The organism is Escherichia sp. KTE172 (genome assembly GCF_000408845.1).
Classification (GTDB): domain Bacteria; phylum Pseudomonadota; class Gammaproteobacteria; order Enterobacterales; family Enterobacteriaceae; genus Escherichia; species Escherichia coli.
Map to the genome: position 1 here is coordinate 4988870 of NZ_KE137316.1, position 20334 is coordinate 5009203.

19 protein-coding genes are annotated in these 20334 nt (G+C 51.4%); 6 read left to right on the forward strand and 13 right to left on the reverse strand.

Features of this window, described 5'->3' with window-relative positions:
* Positions 1-83 precede the first annotated feature (83 nt).
* Positions 84-389, reverse strand: coding sequence for a chaperone modulator CbpM (gene cbpM, locus G434_RS00895; protein ID WP_000024560.1), 306 nt, complete (start codon positions 387-389; stop codon positions 84-86).
* Complete coding sequence (gene cbpA / locus G434_RS00890) at positions 389-1309, reverse strand: curved DNA-binding protein (protein ID WP_000420641.1); 921 nt, start codon at positions 1307-1309, stop codon at positions 389-391. The genes cbpM and cbpA overlap by 1 nt, the downstream gene beginning before the upstream one ends.
* Positions 1310-1568: 259 nt before the next feature.
* On the opposite strand from cbpA, the gene G434_RS00885 reads away from it, so the two are divergent.
* Together G434_RS00885 and agp are read left to right on the forward strand one after the other, a co-directional pair.
* The gene (locus G434_RS00885) at positions 1569-2825 is read left to right on the forward strand and encodes a YccE family protein (RefSeq protein WP_000097596.1); all 1257 of its coding nucleotides are present in this window, start codon (positions 1569-1571) and stop codon (positions 2823-2825) included.
* A gap of 292 nt (positions 2826-3117) precedes the next feature.
* Positions 3118-4359 (forward strand): bifunctional glucose-1-phosphatase/inositol phosphatase, encoded by a 1242-nt coding sequence (gene agp, locus G434_RS00880; RefSeq protein ID WP_001044307.1) that lies wholly within the window; start codon positions 3118-3120, stop codon positions 4357-4359.
* Positions 4360-4396: 37 nt separating this feature from the next.
* Here agp and G434_RS00875 read toward each other — a convergent pair whose 3' ends face one another.
* Complete coding sequence (locus G434_RS00875; RefSeq protein WP_001143120.1) at positions 4397-4624, reverse strand: YccJ family protein; 228 nt, start codon at positions 4622-4624, stop codon at positions 4397-4399.
* 20 nt (positions 4625-4644) lie between these two features.
* Positions 4645-5241, reverse strand: coding sequence for an NAD(P)H:quinone oxidoreductase (gene wrbA, locus G434_RS00870; RefSeq protein WP_001151437.1), 597 nt, complete (start codon positions 5239-5241; stop codon positions 4645-4647).
* 372 nt (positions 5242-5613) lie between these two features.
* On the opposite strand from wrbA, the gene G434_RS00865 reads away from it, so the two are divergent.
* A complete protein-coding gene (locus G434_RS00865; protein WP_001273658.1) occupies positions 5614-5787 on the forward strand; it encodes a con-10 family general stress protein in 174 nt (57 codons plus the stop codon).
* Positions 5788-5875: 88 nt separating this feature from the next.
* Here G434_RS00865 and rutG read toward each other — a convergent pair whose 3' ends face one another.
* The 7 genes from rutG to rutA are packed head-to-tail and all read right to left on the reverse strand — an operon-like array spanning position 5876 to position 11312.
* The gene (rutG, locus tag G434_RS00860) at positions 5876-7198 is read right to left on the reverse strand and encodes a pyrimidine utilization transport protein G (protein WP_001240634.1); all 1323 of its coding nucleotides are present in this window, start codon (positions 7196-7198) and stop codon (positions 5876-5878) included.
* 20 nt (positions 7199-7218) lie between these two features.
* Complete coding sequence (rutF, locus tag G434_RS00855; protein WP_001028095.1) at positions 7219-7713, reverse strand: NADH-dependent FMN reductase RutF; 495 nt, start codon at positions 7711-7713, stop codon at positions 7219-7221.
* Positions 7714-7723: 10 nt separating this feature from the next.
* Positions 7724-8314, reverse strand: a complete 591-nt coding sequence (locus G434_RS00850; protein ID WP_001001172.1) for a malonic semialdehyde reductase — start codon at positions 8312-8314, stop codon at positions 7724-7726.
* A complete protein-coding gene (rutD, locus tag G434_RS00845) occupies positions 8311-9123 on the reverse strand; it encodes a pyrimidine utilization protein D (protein WP_000777661.1) in 813 nt (270 codons plus the stop codon). Before rutD ends, G434_RS00850 begins: the two co-directional genes overlap by 4 nt.
* A 7-nt stretch (positions 9124-9130) precedes the next feature.
* A complete protein-coding gene (gene rutC / locus G434_RS00840; RefSeq protein WP_001126783.1) occupies positions 9131-9517 on the reverse strand; it encodes a 3-aminoacrylate deaminase in 387 nt (128 codons plus the stop codon).
* Positions 9518-9528: 11 nt separating this feature from the next.
* Entirely contained in the window at positions 9529-10221 is a 693-nt protein-coding gene (gene rutB / locus G434_RS00835; RefSeq protein WP_001446784.1) for a peroxyureidoacrylate/ureidoacrylate amidohydrolase RutB, read from the reverse strand.
* The gene (rutA, locus tag G434_RS00830) at positions 10221-11312 is read right to left on the reverse strand and encodes a pyrimidine utilization protein A (RefSeq protein ID WP_001297176.1); all 1092 of its coding nucleotides are present in this window, start codon (positions 11310-11312) and stop codon (positions 10221-10223) included. The genes rutB and rutA overlap by 1 nt, the downstream gene beginning before the upstream one ends.
* Positions 11313-11599: 287 nt before the next feature.
* Here rutA and rutR point away from each other — a divergent pair, with 287 nt between their 5' ends.
* The gene (gene rutR, locus G434_RS00825) at positions 11600-12238 is read left to right on the forward strand and encodes an HTH-type transcriptional regulator RutR (protein ID WP_000191701.1); all 639 of its coding nucleotides are present in this window, start codon (positions 11600-11602) and stop codon (positions 12236-12238) included.
* 39 nt (positions 12239-12277) lie between these two features.
* Here the strand turns inward: rutR and putA are convergent, their stop codons facing one another.
* Positions 12278-16240, reverse strand: a complete 3963-nt coding sequence (gene putA, locus G434_RS00820) for a trifunctional transcriptional regulator/proline dehydrogenase/L-glutamate gamma-semialdehyde dehydrogenase (RefSeq protein WP_001305899.1) — start codon at positions 16238-16240, stop codon at positions 12278-12280.
* A 54-nt stretch (positions 16241-16294) separates the two neighbouring features.
* Between putA and G434_RS00815 the strand changes: the two genes are divergently transcribed.
* A complete protein-coding gene (locus G434_RS00815) occupies positions 16295-16504 on the forward strand; it encodes a hypothetical protein (RefSeq protein ID WP_000979516.1) in 210 nt (69 codons plus the stop codon).
* A gap of 158 nt (positions 16505-16662) precedes the next feature.
* The gene (gene putP, locus G434_RS00810) at positions 16663-18171 is read left to right on the forward strand and encodes a sodium/proline symporter PutP (RefSeq protein WP_001018485.1); all 1509 of its coding nucleotides are present in this window, start codon (positions 16663-16665) and stop codon (positions 18169-18171) included.
* 147 nt (positions 18172-18318) lie between these two features.
* On the opposite strand, the gene G434_RS00805 is transcribed toward putP, so the two are convergent.
* Positions 18319-19662: a hypothetical protein gene (locus G434_RS00805; RefSeq protein WP_001247493.1), complete on the reverse strand. Its 1344-nt coding sequence runs from the start codon at positions 19660-19662 to the stop codon at positions 18319-18321.
* Positions 19663-20334 lie beyond the last annotated feature (672 nt).

Below are 20334 nucleotides of genomic sequence, written 5' to 3' on the forward strand. Positions count from 1 at the left end.
TTGGCCTGATAAGACGCGTTTAGCGTCGCATCAGGCATTAGGGCGCAGTTGCCGGATGCGTCATCACATCCGGCAAACACACATCACGGATGAGCTACAAACCGGGAAAGCCGCTGGCGCAGCAGGCGGTTTTCCTGCTTCAGGTGCGCAATATCATCCATTAACGTCAGCGCCACCGCGATCCCCGGCCAGTCCAGAGCGAGTTCATGACGCAGGCGTACCGCACGTTGCACCACAATGGCGGCATGGTCGTCAAATACCCAGGTTGTTTCCTGGATCTCACGCGGTTCAACCACCCCCAAACCGACAATTTCATTCAACTCCTCTTCAGAGATGCCGGTATGCAGGCAAAATTCGGTAATAGTAAAAGTCACCGTAACATTAGCCATTATGCTTTCCCCCAATCTTTACGTGGATCAAAAGACGACTGGGCGTCTGCCAGTTGCTGCCATAGCGCGGCAGTGTTTTCATCCGGTTTCGGCGGCATCACGATTTTCAGTACCGCATACAGATCGCCGGTCTGTTTTTTGCTCACCAGACCTTTGCCTTTAACGCGCAATCGTTGCCCGGCCTGACTGCCAGGTGGGATAGTCAGCAAAATGCTTTCTTTCAGTGTTGGAACGGTGACTTTAGCACCCAGCGCCGCTTCCCACGGGCTAACCGGCACCACAATTTCCAGATCCTGGCCGACAATATCGAACAGCGGATGTGGCGCAATATGAATCACCAGCCACAAATCGCCATTTGGACCGCCGTTTTCGCCCGGCGTCCCCTGGCCTTTCAGGCGGATGCGTTGACCATTGCCGACGCCCGCCGGGATCTTCACATTCAGCGTTTTCGGGATTTCCTGTTCGATCATGCCAAAGGCGTTATAAACCGGCAGGTTATAGCTGATGGTACGCTTATGCTCAGTAAGCGTTTCTTCGAGGAATACCGCCACTTCGATTTCAATATCGTGGCCGCGTGTGGCGGGGCGTTGACGGCTCTGGCGGGCATGCTGACCGAAAATTGACGAGAAGATATCGTCAAAATCTTCGGCGTTAAAACTCTGACCGTCGCCATGCTGGAACTGACGGCTAAATTGCGGATCGTTGCGATGTTGCCACATCTGATCATACTCAGCGCGACGTTGTTCATCACTTAACACTTCCCAGGCTTCAGCGACCTCTTTGAAGCGGGCTTCGGCATCCGGTTCTTTGCTGACATCAGGATGGTATTTACGGGCCAGTCGACGATAGGCGGTCTTGATTGTCTTGAGATCGTCCGTCGGTTTCACGCCCATGATGGCGTAATAATCCTTTAATTCCATAGCGTTATCTCGCGTAAATCAACTCAAATTGAAGGAACCCCTGTAAGGTAACTCCTATAAGTGTAGGGTAATCCTCAAAATTTCATATGCCAACACAGAATATGTTATTGAAATCATCGCGGAGAGGAGGTCGCCTCAAGGTGGGGTGTTGAACATATTTTAAACAGGTGAAAAAGGGTGAGCGATTTTTGATAGTTGAAACAGGCACTTTAAGTTTAACTGGGGCGTCATTATTTATTAAATTTTATAGGCGCTATATATGAGTAGTAATATACATGGAATTAGTTGCACTGCAAATAATTATTTGAAAGAAGCATGGAGCAATATAAAAAATGAGCACGAAAAAAATCAAAAATATTCAATCACGCTTTTTGAAAACACACTTGTGTGTTTTATTCAGTTGTATAAAGAAATCAGACGTCAACAAGCTGAAGACTACATTCCATGCCTGGAATGCGATTCACTAGAAAAAGAATTTGAGGAAATACAGAATGATAATGATTTATCATTATTTATGAAAACATTGCGTACTAATGATAAACAAATTTATTCAGGGGTTTCAGGAGGTATTACATATACTATACAATATGTTGAAGATGTTGATATTGTTAGAGTGTCCTTACCGGGCAGAGGGTCAGAGTCTATCACAGATTTTAAAGGTTATTATTGGTATGGCTTTATGGAATATATTGAAAACATTAATGCGTGTGATGATGTTTTTTCTGAGTATTGTTTAGAAGATGAAAATATAAGTGTCCAGCCAGAACAGATAAATACGCCGGGAATATCTGATTTAGATACTGGTATTGATTTGTCTGGTATATCTTTTATTCAGAGTGAAATTAATAAAACTTATGAATTAAAATACGCTCCAGTAGATGGCGATGGATATTGTCTGTTAAGAGCCATACTGGTTTTAAAACAACATGATTATTCATGGGCGCTGGGCAGTCATAAGACGCAAAAGGAAGTATACGAAGAGTTTATTAAAATTGTTGATAAACCAACAATCGAGGCTCTTGTTGATGCTGCATTTTGTGATCTCAGGGAAGATGTTAAGACATTATTTGGCGTTGATCTGCAATCTGACAACAAAATTCAGGGTGTGGGTAGTCTTATGTCATGGAGCTTTCTGTTTTTTAAAAAAGAATTCATTGATAGTTGCTTGAATAACGAAAAATGTATCCTGCATTTACCCGAGTTTATATTTAATGATAACAAGAATTTGCTTGCTTTAGATACCGACACGTCGGATAGGATTAAAGCGGTGAAGAATTTTCTTGCTGTTCTTTCAGATAGCATTTGCTCATTATTTATTGTTAATAGTAATGTGGCATCAATCTCCTTGGGAAATGAATCCTTTTCAACAGATGAAGATCTTGAGTATGGTTATTTAATAAATACCGGCAATCATTATGACGTTTACCTCCCTCCTGAACTTTTTGCTCAGGCTTACAAGTTAAACAATAAGGAAATGAATGCGCAACTTGACTATTTAAATCGTTATGCAATTTAATGGCAAAGGCATATGCTAAAAACCATTGTTATTAGTCTCACACTTTTTTATTGTTAAATATTGTCTCTGTATTGGTAACGCCGCAGATATTCTGTTTAGCCACGGGTGCAATTATCAGCGGCGTACGCGAGGCAGGGGCTAATCAGGCATAGTTTGCGTCAAACCTTGCCTGTTTTTGAAGATGTATATAGAAAAACAGGTTTTCAACAAGCCATTTTGCGAACCTGTTCCCGGAAAAAAGTCATATTTCTGTCACACTCTTTAGTGATTGATAACAAAAGAGGTGCCAGGAATGAACAAAACGCTAATCGCCGCAACTGTGGCAGGGATAGTTTTACTCGCTTCAAATGCTCAGGCACAAACCGTACCGGAAGGCTATCAGCTACAGCAAGTGCTCATGATGAGCCGCCATAACTTACGTGCGCCGCTGGCGAACAATGGCAGTGTGCTGGAGCAGTCGACGCCGAATAAATGGCCAGAATGGGACGTCCCCGGTGGGCAACTCACCACCAAAGGTGGCGTGCTCGAAGTGTATATGGGCCATTACATGCGTGAATGGCTGGCAGAACAGGGGATGGTGAAATCGGGGGAATGCCCGCCGCCGGACACCGTTTATGCCTATGCCAATAGTCTGCAACGCACCGTCGCCACTGCACAGTTCTTTATTACCGGCGCATTCCCCGGGTGTGATATTCCTGTGCATCACCAGGAAAAAATGGGCACTATGGACCCAACCTTTAACCCAGTGATCACCGATGATTCCGCCGCATTCAGTGAACAGGCGGTGGCGGCAATGGAGAAAGAGCTCAGCAAACTCCAGCTTACCGACAGCTACCAGCTACTGGAAAAAATCGTTAACTATAAAGATTCCCCTGCCTGTAAAGAGAAACAACAATGTTCGCTGGTGGATGGCAAAAATACCTTTAGCGCGAAGTATCAACAAGAACCAGGTGTTTCCGGGCCGCTGAAAGTCGGCAACTCGCTGGTAGATGCGTTTACTTTGCAATACTACGAAGGTTTTCCGATGGATCAGGTGGCCTGGGGAGAAATCAAATCTGACCAGCAGTGGAAGGTGTTGTCGAAGCTTAAAAACGGTTACCAGGACAGCCTGTTTACCTCACCGGAAGTGGCGCGCAATGTTGCGAAACCGCTGGTCAGTTATATCGACAAAGCCCTGGTCACCGATCGCACCAGTGCACCGAAAATCACGGTGTTAGTTGGGCACGACTCCAACATTGCCTCTCTGTTAACGGCGCTGGATTTCAAACCGTATCAGTTGCATGACCAGAACGAACGCACGCCGATTGGCGGCAAAATCGTTTTCCAGCGTTGGCATGACAGCAAAGCCAATCGCGACCTGATGAAAATCGAGTATGTGTACCAGAGTGCAGAACAGTTACGTAATGCTGACGCGTTAACCCTTCAGGCACCTGCGCAGCGCGTGACGCTGGAATTAAGCGGTTGTCCGATAGATGCCAACGGTTTCTGCCCAATGGATAAGTTTGATAGCGTATTGAATGAAGCGGTGAAATAACAGAAAACTCCCCCGCGTGAAGCGGGGGAGTCGCGTATTAAACGTTTTTACGTTCGATGGTCTGTTCGCCCCAAAAAAGCGAATCTTTATCGGTCTTAGCAAAGGCTTTGACTAACACTTCATCGCTACCTTCTTCCCAAATCTTTTCCGCCATTTTTTCGTCGTACCCGGCGACTTCGAAAATGGCCTCGGCTATTTCCGGCGACGTATTGCGCAGAGATGCCCATTCACCGACGTGATGAGCTTTCGCTTCTTGAGTTGGCATGCGTATCCTCCTGTTGAAGATTAGCCGTTAAGTTTAACTGCCAGACCTGCGACATATTCCCCTTGATAACGAGCAATAGACAGTTCTTCCTGGCTTGGCTGGCGTGAACCGTCACCGCCTGCGATGGTGGTTGCGCCGTACGGCGTACCGCCGCGAACCTGTGAAACGTCAAATAATTCCTGCGCTGCGTAGCCAATGGGGACAATTACCATGCCGTGATGCGCAAGGGTCGTCCAGGTGGATGTGATGGTTTGTTCCTGACCGCCGCCAGTACCGGTGGAACTAAAGACGCTCGCCAGTTTTCCGTATAGTGCGCCGGAAGCCCACAGGCCGCCCGTCTGGTCGAGGAAGGTACGCATTTGACCGGACATGTTGCCAAAGCGGGTAGGTGTACCAAAAATAATGGCGTCGTAATCGGCCAGTTCTTGCGGGGTTGCAACCGGTGCAGTTTGCGTTTTACCACCTGCTTTTTCAAATAATTGCGGCGGCATGGTTTCCGGTACACGCTTAACGACAACTTCTGCGCCATCCACTTTGCTTGCACCCTCAGCGACTGCGCGTGCCATCGTTTCGATATGTCCGTACATGGAATAATAAAGCACCAGAACTTTAGCCATTTCTAACCACTCCTCGTGTTATCTCTATTCCGTAGCGATTCGCTACCACTTATTTAAAGATAAGACGTCCTTTTCAGAGTGCAAATTTCACAACCACTTATTTGATTTATAACAACTTTCACAAGCACGTAATTTTGTCGCAAAATGACACATTTTTATCTCATCGCGTTTTTTTAATCATAAGAGCGGCTTATGGATAATTATTGGAGATGATATCTATTCTCGCTAAGAAGCTGTTGCAGGATATTACTAAACGCGGGTCTGCCCGCGTCAGTTCACTAAGCTTAGTCCCACGTAGCGAAAATATGGCAGCCGCCATACGCCGCGTTAATTCTATGCAATATGATGTCTATACCCAGACGGAGGTCAGTAATGGCAAACCATCGAGGCGGTTCCGGCAATTTTGCAGAAGACCGCGAAAGAGCATCAGAAGCAGGTAAAAAAGGTGGACAGCACAGCGGGGGTAATTTCAAAAATGACCCGCAGCGCGCATCTGAAGCAGGTAAAAAAGGTGGCAAGAGCAGTCACGGCAAAAGCGACAACTAGCCGGGCTAATCAATGACGCATGCATTTTTGTCTGAAGCTCGTCAAAAAGTCATCACCGCCGGTTACCCCGGCGGTTTTCTATTTATGGCTACTGATGAACAACTTCTGGCGGTGGAACGTCAACCAACCTTCTGCTTAACAACGCATTGAGTAAAATCGCGCCAAAGGTTGCTGTACCGATCCCTCCCAACGTAAAACCGCCCAGCGTGAGAGCAAAATCACCCGCGCCCAGCACTAAGGTTACTGCGACCATAATCAAATTACCGTTCTGGCTTAAATCGACACGGTTTTGTACCCAGATCCTTGCGCCTGCGACGGCAATCAGCCCGAACACAACAATTGATGCACCACCAATCACCGGTGCAGGAATGGTATGGATCAGCGCGCCAAATTTCGGCGAAAAGCCCAACAGCATGGCGATGACGGCAGCAGCAACAAACACCAGCGTCGAGTAGACTTTGGTCACGGCCATCACACCGATATTTTCAGCATAGGTGGTCACGCCGCTACCGCCGACAGAGCCGGAAAGCATCGTTGCCAGACCATCGCCTACGAATGCTCGCCCCATATACGGGTCCATATTGCGTCCGGTCATCCCGGCGACCGCCTTGAGATGACCTAAGTTTTCCGCCACCAGAATCACCGCCACGGGCGCAATCAGCATCATTGCCTGACCATTAAAAGCAGGAGTGGAAAAATGCGGCAGACCGAACCAGGCAGCATGGCTGACGAGAGTAAAATCGACGGCTTTTCCCAGCCCTAAAACGTTGGTCATCACGCCATACAGCAGACAGGCGACAATTAATCCTACGAGAATCAATAATCGCTGGATCATGCCACGGGTAAACACCGCCACCAGCCCAATACACAGCACCGTCATTACCGCCATCCAGCTATCAAAGGCCGAAGCCGATACACTTTTCACTGCGATAGGCGCTAAGTTCAGGCCAATCGCCATCACCACCGCACCCGTCACCACCGGCGGCATTAGCCGTTCAATCCAGCGCGTACCGATTTTCATCACCACCAGGCCAATGACGGTATAAACCAGCCCACAGGCGATAATCCCGCCCAGCGCAATGCTGATATTCGGGTTAATGCCCTGACCGTTAAAGCCCGTTGCGGCGATCACCACGCCGACAAAAGCCGCGCTGGAGCCGAGATAACTGGGCACGCGCCCGCCGGTAATAAAGAAAAACAGTAACGTGCCGATCCCTGACATTAAAATGGAAAGATTGGGATCCAGCCCCATCAGAATCGGCATTAACACCGTCGCGCCAAACATCGCCACCGCGTGTTGAACGCCCATTATTGCCGTCTGAGCAAACGGCAATCGTTCATCCGGCGCGACCACGCCGCTCTCTGTAGAGGTCGATTTTAACTGCCAGTGAGGAAGACCGAACATTGCCATCAGCTGTCTCCTTAAGGAGGTTAACAAGCAGGGCGCATCAGCGCGTGATAACTGCGATCGAACCACACCAGCCCGTAGGGTGTGGCGTGACGATGAATCGCTTCGATGGCGCAAAACAGAATGTCGTGGGTGCCGACGCTCACCACCTGGCTGATACGGCAGTCAAACGAAACCAGTGCCTCTTCCAGTTGCGGGCATCCGGTCACACCAGTCTGCCAGCGGGCGGCGGCAAAGCGGTGTTCCATGGGCGTTTTGCCGCCAAAAAGGTTTGAAAGCGGCTCCTGTCCGGCGCTAAGTGTATTTACACACAGCGTTCGATTTTCATTGAATACCGGCCAGACGGACGCCCCACGATTCAGGCATACCAGTAATGTGGGCGGCGTATCGGTCACGCTGCAGACGGCGCTGGCGGTGAACCCGGCGCGCCCGGCTGGACCGTCCGTGGTGATAATATTGACCGCCGCGCCCATGCAGGACATCGCATCGCGAAAAGTTTGTTGATCGACAATGTTCATAGTTTGCTCCTTACAACAGCCCGCAGGCTTCTTCAAAGGACAGACGTGGCAGGCGCGCATAAAGCTTGCTGCTATCGCCATAGCCGATATTAATCAGCAGATTGCTCTTCAGCGTGCTGCCCGTAAAAAAGGCGTCGTCCACGTGTTGACGGTCAAAGCCGGACATCGGGCCGGTATCCAGCCCCAGCGCCCGGCAGGCGACGATCAGATAGGCCGCCTGCATGGAACTGTTGCGAAACGCTGTTTCTTCGGCAAGTTGTGGGCTGGAGGTAAACCAACTGCGGGCATCGCCGTGAGGAAACAGCTGTGGTAACCGTTCATAAAATTCACTGTCCCAGGCGACGATCGCGGTGACGGGCGCGGTCAGGGTTTTTTGCAGATTGCCGCTGGAAAGCGCCGGGCGCAGACGTTCTTTTCCTTCTGCAGTGCGGATAAACACGATCCGTGCCGGAGAACAGTTAGCTGATGTCGGCCCCCATTTCATCAGGGCATAAATCTCCCGTAACGTCTCATCGCTGACGGGTGTCTCCCGCCAGCCGTTGTGAGTGCGGGCATCGGTGAATAGGGTGCTAAGCGCACCAGGGCTAACGGCTTCGTTCATAGCAATTCCTTACAGGCGGCTTCACGGTGATGTAACAGGCTGGCAAGCCCGTTGAGTAACAGAGCATTAAACGTTTCGGGATGGGTCACGTTGCAGGCGTGTCCGCCATAGCGCATCACCATTTTCTGGCTATCGGGCAGGGCGGCATGAAGTTCACTGGAACATGCTGATGGCACCAGCAGATCATCACTGGCGCAGATGATTTGCACCGGGCAGCGGATGCGATCCGCATGGTGACTAAAGTCAGCGCGTTTGAGGGCGTTAAGTCGACGCAGTAAATTATTTTTGCCCTGAAAATGCGCCAGTGCCAGCGCGTCTTCAGCTTCCAGGCGAGGTGCGCGGGCCGCCATCCAGTCGGCGGGATAGAGGAACAATGGCTGAGCTTCCACCCATGCCTGCGCGCCGCCGCTATGTAGTAACTGTTCGCGAACCTGAAAACAGCGGCGCGTATGGGCGTTTATTCGTAGCCAGCCGTTAACGCTGACCAGCATAGTTACCGACGCGGGATAGTCCAGCGCCAGCTGCATTCCCACCAGCGCACCGAGCGCATGGCCGACCACCGCGTAACGCTTAATCCCTGCGGCTACCAGCGCCTGATGCAGTTCCGCTGCCATCTGGGCGATACTGTAATCTTCTGCCAGCGTGTCGGGATTATTGCCGGTGCCGCGCTGGTCGTAACAGACTACCTGATACTCCTGCTCCAGTACCGCCAGTTGCGGTAACCAGTAACTGCCGCTACCGCCAAGACCCGAAATCAACACCACTACGGGCGCATCAGCATAAGGGGGAGGTGAGAGTGAAAGTTTCATCGCGGCCTCACTTGGCGATATGCGCAATTGTGGCGATTTCCACCAGCGCGTCAGGTTTTACCAGTCCGCACTGAATGCAGAATCGCGCCGGTTTGTCACCCGGGAAAAACTCGGAGTAGATTTCGTTAATCGCGGCGTAATTTTTCCAGTCGGTAATAAAGATGCTGTTGAAGGTCACGTCCGCCATCGTGCCACCCGCCGTCTCGATCACCTTGCGGATGGTTTCCAGAACGTGGCGGGTTTGCGCCTTTGGGTCATCGGCAAACAGCACGTTATTATGTTGATCAAAAGCCAGCGTACCGGAGACATACACCACGCCATCAGCCAGCGTGCCGGGAACGAAGGGAGCCAGCGGTGCGCTGCTGCCAGCGGGAATAATTACGGATTTTGGCATCGTTAAACTCCTTAAGCGATACGAGCAAAGGACGTGGGAGAAAGCGCGTCGCAGAACGTTTCGACGTCGCTGACCCAGCCAAAAAAGGTTTCGATATTGAATAACGCGGCTTTCTGTGCAAATTCCGGCCCCGCCTGGTGTGTTGCGTCTTCCAGCACCACGCCGAAATACTCCAGAAAAAAGCCATCGCGTAGCGTCGATTCGACGCAGACGTTGGTAGCGATACCGGTGAAAACCAGATGGCGTATTCCACGGCTGCGCAAAATGCTGTCCAGCGGCGTATTGAAGAAACCGCTGTAGCGCGGCTTCGGCAGCACAATATCGCCAGGCTGCGGCACCAGTTCATCCACCAGTTGATAATCCCAGGAGCCTTTCGCCAGCAATTTCCCCTGCAGCTGCGGCTGCTTACGCATGGTTTTCAGGGCGTTCGATTTATGAAAATTCGGTGAGCCGGGGCCGCCAGCCTCGACATACTGTTCATCCCAGCCATTTTGAAACCAGATGATCAGCATCCCTGCTGCTCGTGCCGCGGTCACGGCGGTTTGAATGTTGGCAATGACCGGGCGAGTGGTTGAGACATCAAACCCGGCGAGATCTAAGTAGCCGCCTGGCGTGGCATAAGCGTTTTGCATATCCACCACGATCAGCGCACTTTGCTGCGGATCGAAGGTAATGGCTTCCGGTCGAGCGGTTAAGATTGTCATCATGCCACCTCCTGAGTCAGCGCAGGGAGATGGGCGCGGCACTGCATCAGTGGTTGAATGCGCTCGCCGAAGGTTTCGATTCCCGACAGAAAATCATCGAAGGTCAACAGCACGCCTTCGGCACCAGGCACGCTTGCGACTTCATCTAACATGCGCGCGACACTGGCGTAAGAACCGACTAACGTCCCCATGTTGATGTTTACCGCCGAAGTGGGATCGGCCATCTGACGGACGTTGGTGTCAGTACCGGAGCGGGTATCTTTCTGACTTTGTTCGGTTAGCCAGCTTAACGCCTCTTCATCCGCGCCCGCTTTGTAGTGTTCCCATTTGGCGCGAGCGGCATCGTCGGTTTCATCGGCAATCACCATAAACAACACATAAGAGCCAACGTCGCGCCCGGTTTGCTCTGCGGCCTGTTTCATCCGCGCAGCGGTCGGGGCGAAAGCCGTGGGTGTATTTACGCCTTTGCCGAAACAGAAGTTGAAATCGGCATACTGAGCGGAGAACGCCATGCCAGCGTCGCTTTGCCCGGCGCAGATCACTTTCATGGGTACGCTCGGTTGCGGACTGACGCGACAATCATTCATGGTGAAAAAATCGCCTTTAAAATCGCTTTTGCCCGTGCCCCACAGGTCGCGCAGCACCTGAACATATTCGGTGAGATAGTCGTAACGACGGGAGAAATAGTCATCGCCAGGCCAGATACCCATCTGCTCATACTCAGGCTTTTGCCAGCCAGTCACGAGGTTGACGCCAAAACGCCCGCCAGAGATGGAGTCAATGGTTGCGGCCATACGGGCGACGATTGCCGGAGGTAACGTTAAGGTGGCAGCTGTCGCGTATATCTGAATGCGCGAGGTCACGGCTGCCAGCCCCGCCATCAAGGTGAACGACTCAAGGTTGTGATCCCAGAACTCAGTTTTGCCGCCAAAGCCACGCAGTTTGATCATCGACAGGGCGAAATCGAAATGGTAGTGCTCCGCTTTTTGCACAATGGCTTTATTCAGTTCAAAGGTCGGCATGTACTGCGGCGCGTGGGTCGAAATGAGCCAGCCGTTGTTGCCAATAGGTACGAATACGCCAATTTTCATCATCAACCTCTCTTCGTCTCGTAAAGTGAAAGTCAGACGGGGCGCTGCATCCTGCATATCCTTTTCAGCCGCGTAATGGTTTGTTTGCAAAGCGGATGCCAGTTTTTAAAAAGTGAATGTTATTAATGTGTTAATGTTAAGTTGTCTAAAATATCTGGAAAAAAGTGGACTAAACGGTCAAAACAGTTGCACATAAAACATGCATCCGTGCGCGATGAAAGTGCAGAAGGTCGAGGCCGGGCAGGGGTTTTGCTATCCTGTTGCCAATCTACAAGAGGGGAGAGCGCATGACGCAAGGCGCAGTGAAAACAACGGGTAAACGTTCGCGCGCAGTGAGCGCGAAGAAAAAAGCGATTCTTAGCGCAGCACTGGACACTTTTTCACAATTCGGTTTTCACGGCACAAGGCTGGAGCAGATCGCAGAGTTGGCAGGCGTTTCAAAAACCAATCTGCTGTATTACTTCCCGTCAAAAGAGGCGCTGTATATAGCCGTACTGCGGCAGATTCTCGATATCTGGCTGGCACCGTTAAAAGCGTTTCGTGAAGATTTCGCCCCGCTGGCGGCGATCAAAGAGTACATCCGTCTGAAGCTGGAAGTCTCACGCGATTATCCGCAGGCTTCACGTCTGTTTTGTATGGAGATGCTGGCAGGCGCACCGCTGTTAATGGATGAACTGACGGGTGATTTGAAAGCATTAATTGATGAGAAATCGGCGCTGATTGCCGGTTGGGTCAAAAGCGGCAAACTCGCGCCGATTGACCCGCAGCATTTGATTTTTATGATTTGGGCTTCCACTCAACATTACGCCGATTTCGCCCCTCAGGTGGAGGCGGTGACAGGCGCGACGTTGCGCGATGAGGTATTTTTCAATCAAACGGTTGAAAACGTGCAGCGGATTATTATTGAGGGGATTCGACCACGTTAAAGATGCCGGAGGAGGTTGTAACATCCTCCGGCTTCCTGCTTAACCGATCGTCATTAAACTGGCGTTACCGCCAGCGGCAGCGGTATTCACACTCAGCGAACGCTCGATATACAGCCGTTCCAGCAGGATATTGCTTTCGCCACGGGCAAAACCCTGCACCGAAACAATTGCGCCATCCCGCGCGGCAACGGCTTCACACAATGCGCGAAGCTGATCCGAATCACCGTGGAAGATCACCGCATCAAACGGTTGAGCGGTTATATTTTCCGCTTTCGCCAGTTGAATACGTTCGCTGACTGCCGATGGCAATGCCTTCACTAACTGACGATGCAGCGCGTCATCCGGCCACAGTACCTGGCTGCCCACCGCCAGCACGGCGGCGAGCTGAGTCAGCGCATCCCGTTCATCATCCGCGATACACAATACGCGCTCACGCGGCAGCAGCGTCCAGGTGTTGCGTTCACCCGTCGGCCCTGGCAGCAATCGTTGTGTTCCTGCCTGCGCCAGCTCGCCATATTGCGTACATAACGCCTGCAATTCTGGACGGTTTGCCGCCCATTCCCGCAGTGCATTTAGCGGCTGAGTCAATGCGGCTTTCAACTGCGCATCGACCGGATACTCTGCATCCTGACGCGCGAGCGTCACTGCCAGCGCACTTTCCGGGCGATTCGCCAGCAGACGGTAGAGATAGAGTGGACCGCCTGCTTTCGGCCCGGTGCCGGACAACCCTTCGCCGCCGAATGGCTGCACCCCGACCACTGCGCCCACCATATTACGGTTAACGTACAGGTTACCGACATGGGCCGAGCCAGTGACCTGGGCGATGGTTTCATCAATGCGCGTATGGACGCCAAGCGTCAGACCATAACCGGAAGCGTTAATTTGCTCGATCAGCTCCGGCAGCTGGTTACGGTTATAACGCACCACATGCAGCACCGGACCAAAGACCTCTTTTTGCAATTCGGCAAAGTCATCCAGTTCAATCAGCGTCGGGGCGACAAAGGTGCCGCTTTGCCATTCACGGGCATCTTCACTGTTTTCCCGCACTGCCTGGAACACCGGACGGCCTTTACTACGCATAGTCTGAATATGACGCTCAATATTGGCTTTCGCTTCGCTATCAATCACCGGACCGATATCGGTGGTCAGGCGACCAGGATTACCCATCCGGCATTCGGCCATTGCGCCGCGCAGCATTTTCAACGTGTGGTCGGCAATCTCATCTTGCAGGCACAGCACACGCAGTGCCGAACAACGCTGGCCCGCACTGTCGAACGCTGAGGCCAGCACATCTATTACTACTTGTTCGGTCAGGGCGGAGGAGTCGACAATCATCGCGTTCATGCCGCCGGTTTCCGCGATGAGCGGAATAGGGCGACCCTGAGCGTCCAGGCGGCTGGCGATATTGCGTTGCAGTAACGTAGCGACTTCGGTTGAACCGGTAAACATCACCCCGCGCACGCGATCATCACCCGTCAGTTGCGCGCCCACGGTTTCCCCCTGACCTGGCAGCAACTGCACCACGCCTGGCGGTACACCCGCTTCCAGCAAAATTGCGATCCCTTGCGCGGCAATCAGCGGCGTTTGTTCTGCCGGTTTTGCCAGCACGCTGTTACCTGCCGCCAGTGCGGCGGCGATCTGCCCGGTGAAAATAGCCAGCGGGAAGTTCCACGGACTGATACACACCACAGGCCCTAATGGACGGTGGGTTTCGTTAGCGAAATCATCCCGCACCTGTCCGGCGTAGTAGTGGAGAAAATCGACCGCTTCGCGCACTTCGGCAATGGCGTTACTGAAGGTTTTTCCGGCCTCACGCACTAGAATACCAATCAGTTGCTGTATCTGGCTTTCCATCAGCACGGCAGCGCGATGCAAAATCGCCGCGCGTTCAGCCGGAGGCGTGGCAAACCAGATTGGCGCGTTATTAACCGCACTTTCCAGCGCCAGTTCTACTTCACGCGGCGTGGCTTCACGCACATAGCCCACAATATCTTTCGGTTCCGCAGGGTTAATAACGGGCGACATCTCACCAGCCGCTACCGGTTGTTCCAGCATTGGCAAGGCCTGCCATTTTTGCAGTGCACTATTGAGCAGGGCAGAAGAGAGCGAGGCCAGACGGTGTTCGTTAGCGAGATCCAGCCCTGCCGAGTTGTCGCGCCCGTGACCGTAAAGATCGCGCGGCAGGGGAATTTTCGGATGCGGTAATCCAGTTTGCCCTTCCTGTTGCGCCAGTTTTTCTACAGCAGTGACCGGATCGGCGACCAGTTCATCCAGTGGCAAAGAGGTGTCGGCAATACGGTTAACAAACGAGGTGTTAGCACCGTTTTCCAGCAGGCGACGCACCAGATACGCCAGCAGCGTTTCATGGGTACCGACAGGAGCATAAATACGACACGGACGGTTAAGTTTGCCGTCGGCAACTTTCCCGGTGACCTGCTCATACAGTGGCTCGCCCATACCGTGCAGGCACTGGAACTCGTACTGACCCGGGTAGTAGTTCTGACCCGCCAGTTGATAAATTGCCGCCAGCGTATGGGCGTTATGCGTTGCGAACTGCGGGTAGATTAGATTCGGCACCGCCAGCAGCTTTTTCGCACAGGCGAGATATGAAACGTCGGTATACACCTTGCGGGTATAAACCGGATAACCTTCAAGGCCGTCCATCTGTGCACGCTTGATTTCACTATCCCAGTACGCGCCTTTCACCAGGCGAATCATCAGACGGCGACGGCTGCGGGTGGCGAGATCAATCAGATAATCAATCACCAACGGACAGCGTTTTTGATAAGCCTGAATAACAAAACCGATGCCGTTCCAGCCTGCCAGTTCCGGCTCGAAACAGAGTTTTTCCAGCAGATCGAGGGAGATCTCCAGACGATCGGCCTCTTCGGCATCGATGTTAATACCAATATCGTACTGACGCGCCAGCAGGGTGAGTGATTTCAGACGCGGGTAAAGCTCTTCCATTACCCGATCATACTGGGCGCGGCTGTAACGCGGATGCAGCGCCGACAGCTTGATTGAAATGCCCGGACCTTCATAGATGCCACGACCATTGGACGCTTTACCAATGGCGTGAATCGCCTGCTGATAGGAAACCATATACGCCTGTGCATCTGCGGCAGTCAGCGCGGCTTCGCCCAGCATGTCGTAAGAGTAACGGAAACCTTTCTCTTCCAGCTTGCGGGCATTGGCTAACGCTTCCGCGATGGTTTCGCCAGTGACGAACTGCTCGCCCATCAGGCGCATCGCCATATCCACACCTTTGCGGATCAGCGGTTCACCGCTCTTACCGATAATGCGGTTCAGCGAGCGGGAGAGGCTGGCTTCGTTATGGGTGGAAACCAGTTTGCCAGTAAACAGCAGCCCCCAGGTGGCGGCATTAACAAACAACGACGGGCTACGACCAATGTGTGACTGCCAGTTACCGTTGCTGATTTTGTCGCGAATTAACGCATCACGGGTGGCTTTGTCGGGAATACGCAACAACGCTTCTGCCAGACACATCAGCGCCACGCCTTCCTGCGATGACAGCGAAAACTCCTGCAATAACCCCTGGACCATACCTGCGCGACCACTGGCATTTTTTTGATTACGCAGTTTATCGGCCAGTTGATATGCCAGTTTATGCGCCTGTTCAGCAACTGGCTGCGGCAGGCGGGCTTGTTCCAGCAGCATCGAAACCGCTTCGGTTTCCGGGCGGCGATAGGCAGCGGTGATCGCGGCGCGGGAAACCGACTGGGGCAAAATTTGCTCGGCAAAGTCGAGGAAAGGCTGGTGTGGTTCCTCTGCCGGAGTCGGTGCTTCATCGCTCTCATTGGCAGCGCCAGAAAGCAGCGCAGGCAGCTCCGGCAGAGTATCGCTGTTTTCCAGTTGTTCGAGATAAGAAAAAATCGCCTGCTTAATTAACCAGTGTGGTGTGCGATCGATACGTGTCGCGGCAGACTTAATACGCTCACGCGTCGCGTCGTCCAGCTTAACCCCCATGGTGGTGGTTCCCATGCCATTACTCCTGTTGTTCTGAAAGGTGCAACTTAACGTTATCGTGAAATATCCATGATGTTGCAACTTTGTGCAACCATGTTAAATGTGACCTGCGTAGCAAGCTTAAAAATGAATGAAATGTTAATAAAAGAAATCGATATGACAGGGATTAAAAAAATAACTCAGACTTTTTCTCTGCGGCAGTTAACATTTTTGAAAGGTGCAACCGCAAAAAATGTGAGAGAGTGCAACCTGATGAAAAATAGTGTCGCTGAGCACTAAAATTTAATGTAAATGGTGTGTTAAATCGATTGTGAATAACCAGCGCTTCCGGCAGGATACGGTCGCCCTGGTAAAACATAAACTCTGTTACCCCGTTCCGGTGGCAGATATAACGGCAAGTTTCGACATTGCCGATAATAATTTTTTGGAGACTTTAGATGGCTATTAGCACACCGATGTTGGTGACATTTTGTGTCTATATCTTTGGCATGATATTGATTGGGTTTATCGCCTGGCGATCAACGAAAAACTTCGACGACTATATTCTGGGCGGTCGTAGCCTTGGGCCATTCGTGACGGCATTATCGGCGGGTGCATCGGATATGAGCGGCTGGCTGTTAATGGGGTTGCCGGGCGCGGTTTTTCTTTCCGGGATTTCCGAAAGCTGGATCGCCATTGGCCTGACATTAGGCGCGTGGATTAACTGGAAGCTGGTGGCCGGGCGGTTGCGTGTGCATACCGAATACAACAATAACGCCTTAACATTGCCGGATTATTTCACCGGGCGCTTTGAAGATAAAAGCCGTATTTTGCGCATTATCTCCGCGCTGGTGATTTTGCTGTTCTTCACCATTTATTGCGCTTCGGGCATCGTGGCAGGCGCGCGTCTGTTTGAAAGTACCTTTGGCATGAGCTACGAAACGGCTCTGTGGGCGGGCGCTGCGGCGACGATCCTTTACACCTTTATTGGCGGTTTCCTCGCGGTGAGCTGGACTGACACTGTACAGGCCAGCCTGATGATTTTTGCCCTGATCCTGACGCCGGTTATCGTCATTATCAGTGTCGGTGGCTTTGGTGACTCGCTGGAAGTAATCAAACAAAAGAGCATCGAAAACGTGGATATGCTCAAAGGGCTGAACTTTGTTGCCATTATCTCGCTGATGGGCTGGGGACTGGGTTACTTCGGGCAGCCGCACATCCTGGCGCGTTTTATGGCGGCGGATTCTCACCACAGCATTGTCCATGCGCGTCGTATCAGTATGACCTGGATGATCCTCTGCCTGGCAGGGGCGGTGGCTGTCGGCTTCTTTGGTATTGCTTACTTTAATGAGCACCCGGCGGTAGCAGGTGCGGTAAACCAGAACGCTGAACGCGTGTTTATCGAACTGGCGCAAATTCTGTTTAACCCGTGGATTGCCGGGATTCTGCTGTCGGCGATTCTGGCGGCGGTAATGTCAACGTTAAGTTGCCAGCTGCTGGTATGTTCCAGTGCGATTACCGAAGATTTATACAAAGCGTTTCTGCGTAAACATGCCAGCCAGAAAGAGCTGGTGTGGGTAGGGCGTGTGATGGTGCTGGTGGTGGCGCTGGTGGCGATTGCGCTGGCGGCGAACCCGGAAAACCGCGTGCTTGGCTTAGTGAGCTACGCGTGGGCAGGCTTTGGCGCGGCGTTTGGTCCGGTGGTGCTGTTCTCGGTGATGTGGTCACGCATGACGCGCAACGGTGCGCTGGCGGGGATGATCATCGGTGCGCTGACGGTTATCGTCTGGAAGCAGTTCGGCTGGTTGGGACTGTACGAAATTATTCCGGGCTTTATCTTTGGTAGTATCGGGATTGTAGTGTTTAGTTTGCTGGGTAAAGCGCCGTCAGCGGCGATGCAAAAACGCTTTGCCGAGGCCGATGCGCACTATCATTCGGCTCCGCCGTCACGGTTGCAGGAAGGGTAAGCTGAAGAGCAATAATTTATCTTTTGCTTTTTAATCCGAATGTTCCCTGCCATGCCGTATAAATTGCCTGGCAGGGAGCGTTCGGGGGCAATTGCTATTTGCCACCTGGCTCAGATGAACAAAATTGCCGCTATCGGTACCTTCAGCTTATGTCCTGCGGCTGGTAGGTTGGGCGAGATAGTGTGGATTCGACATATTCCCGCTCTTGTTCAGCCACGCCAGTTTTTTCGCGCCTTGTACCGTCAATCCGCTCAATTTCAGGTAGGATCTGGAAGTAGACCACTGGAAGCCGCGTCCTTTACTCCACTTGTGGGCTCCCCCTGCGCGGTCACGATCCTCCTGGCTCATATTCGCCCATTGCACGATGTCCCCGAAGGTGAAAGAGACACATTTCTGCGGCCCTTTCAGCTTCAACTCACCCAGGGCGGTAAGCCCGTCGTTCTTCAGGTAGTTCCTGGCAGTAGTCCGCGAGAGGTTTCTTTTCTTGCACCACTTTTCTAAATAACCAACCGGTTTTCGCACCTTCTTGTCTAAGGCTGCCCACTGGCGGATATGTTCAAGGGTGAATTTGGCATATTCATGCGGCCCGTTTACCTTTACCTCTCCCGCGTAGTTCAGGCCGTGATCGGTCAGGTAATTCCTGGCATTTTTGATATTAAAATGATTGCGCGTACACCATCCTTGAACTCCCCCTAGATCGTTTCGCGCCTGCTGGTCCATAGCCGCCCATTTTCGCATGTCGTCGACAGTCAATTTAACATATTGCTGTGGCTCGTCCGCCTCTGGCTGGTCCTCGGTGGTCTGCCTGGTGTTGTTTATGTCGTCATTCGCAGTATTTGGTGGGATGTTGCTTGTATTACACGATTGCTGTAATTCCCCATCGTTACGCCACGCCAGCGGGGACATATTTCCAAATTCTCGCATTCCGTTGTTGGTAATGTGTGTTTCTTCTCCTCCGTATTGTTGGGCCGGGGAGTAGCGAGCTGCTTCATGCACCCTGTTTTGACTTTCATCCGTGAGTATTGGCCGTACGGACCAGAGATCAAATGTTCCATACTGACTGCGTGACATCAGTGTTGTGACGATGGAGTGAAACAGCTCAAGAGCAATATTTGTGCTGGTGCATACACCGTTCTTACTGACTGCAATTTTCACGAGAGTGCCCGTGTTGTCATGCTCTTGCGTCTTCGTGAAGGTGATGGTGAAACCGGCAACATCGAAGGTGAACGGTTCAGGAAGTTGCAGATCATTTGCATTTACCACCGGTTGAAACTGATGTCGATGTAGTTCGGTTGTCATCGCAACAGCCAGCAAGTGAACCTCTTCAGGAACCAGTGGAGTAACAGCCATGCCCGTGCTGTAGTCCGCATCCCTTTTGATATAATTATTCATCTGCACCAGAAGCGTCAAAGTTTCCAGACAACTACTCGGGAGTTGCTGCGGTGGAATATAGGTTGCTGCGCTCGTATTAAGGTTGGATATTGGTCTCATGTCATGCTCTCCGTATCCTTACAGGGTTAATGATTCGTATTAAGTCGTAGCCATCCGCATGGCTCCGGGCGATTCAGTCTGCGCACCAGGATGTACACTTCGGATGCGTTCTTGATGTAGTAATCAATCCGATCATTCTGGTGTTAATGGTGTAACTACGAAAGCACCCGTAAAAAGCAGGAGGAATGCCAGTTATTGGCGAATTTACAATGCTGCCATCGGGGTGAGTTTCATGAAGATTGTTATTTTTTTTACGCCTTGAATCATCGCGGTAAATAATAATTTCTTCCTGTGTTTCATAAAGTACGTAGTTACAATTATTCGTGAGCCTTGTTGTTAATTCGATGTTAGCCCTTGGTCAGAGGGAAAATTAACGCGTAAGATTTTCAAATTCATCGACCGAGAAATAGATGGATTATATGCTCGACCCTAATTACAGGGGTCATCTGAAAACAGTGGCGTCTCATCTTATTCCTTCTCTTTCTGTATTCAATACTAGTGGGGTTGTAATAATATAGTAAAAAGTCGTGAGTAAAAAGCTTTGATTAATTATCAGCTTATTGATTTTTATGTGTTAGTGTGTTTGATGATTGATTTTCACGAGAATCTCTTACTTTTGGTTAAGATTTCTATTTTTATTATATGTGACTTTTTTAATTCGCATCCTGCTTC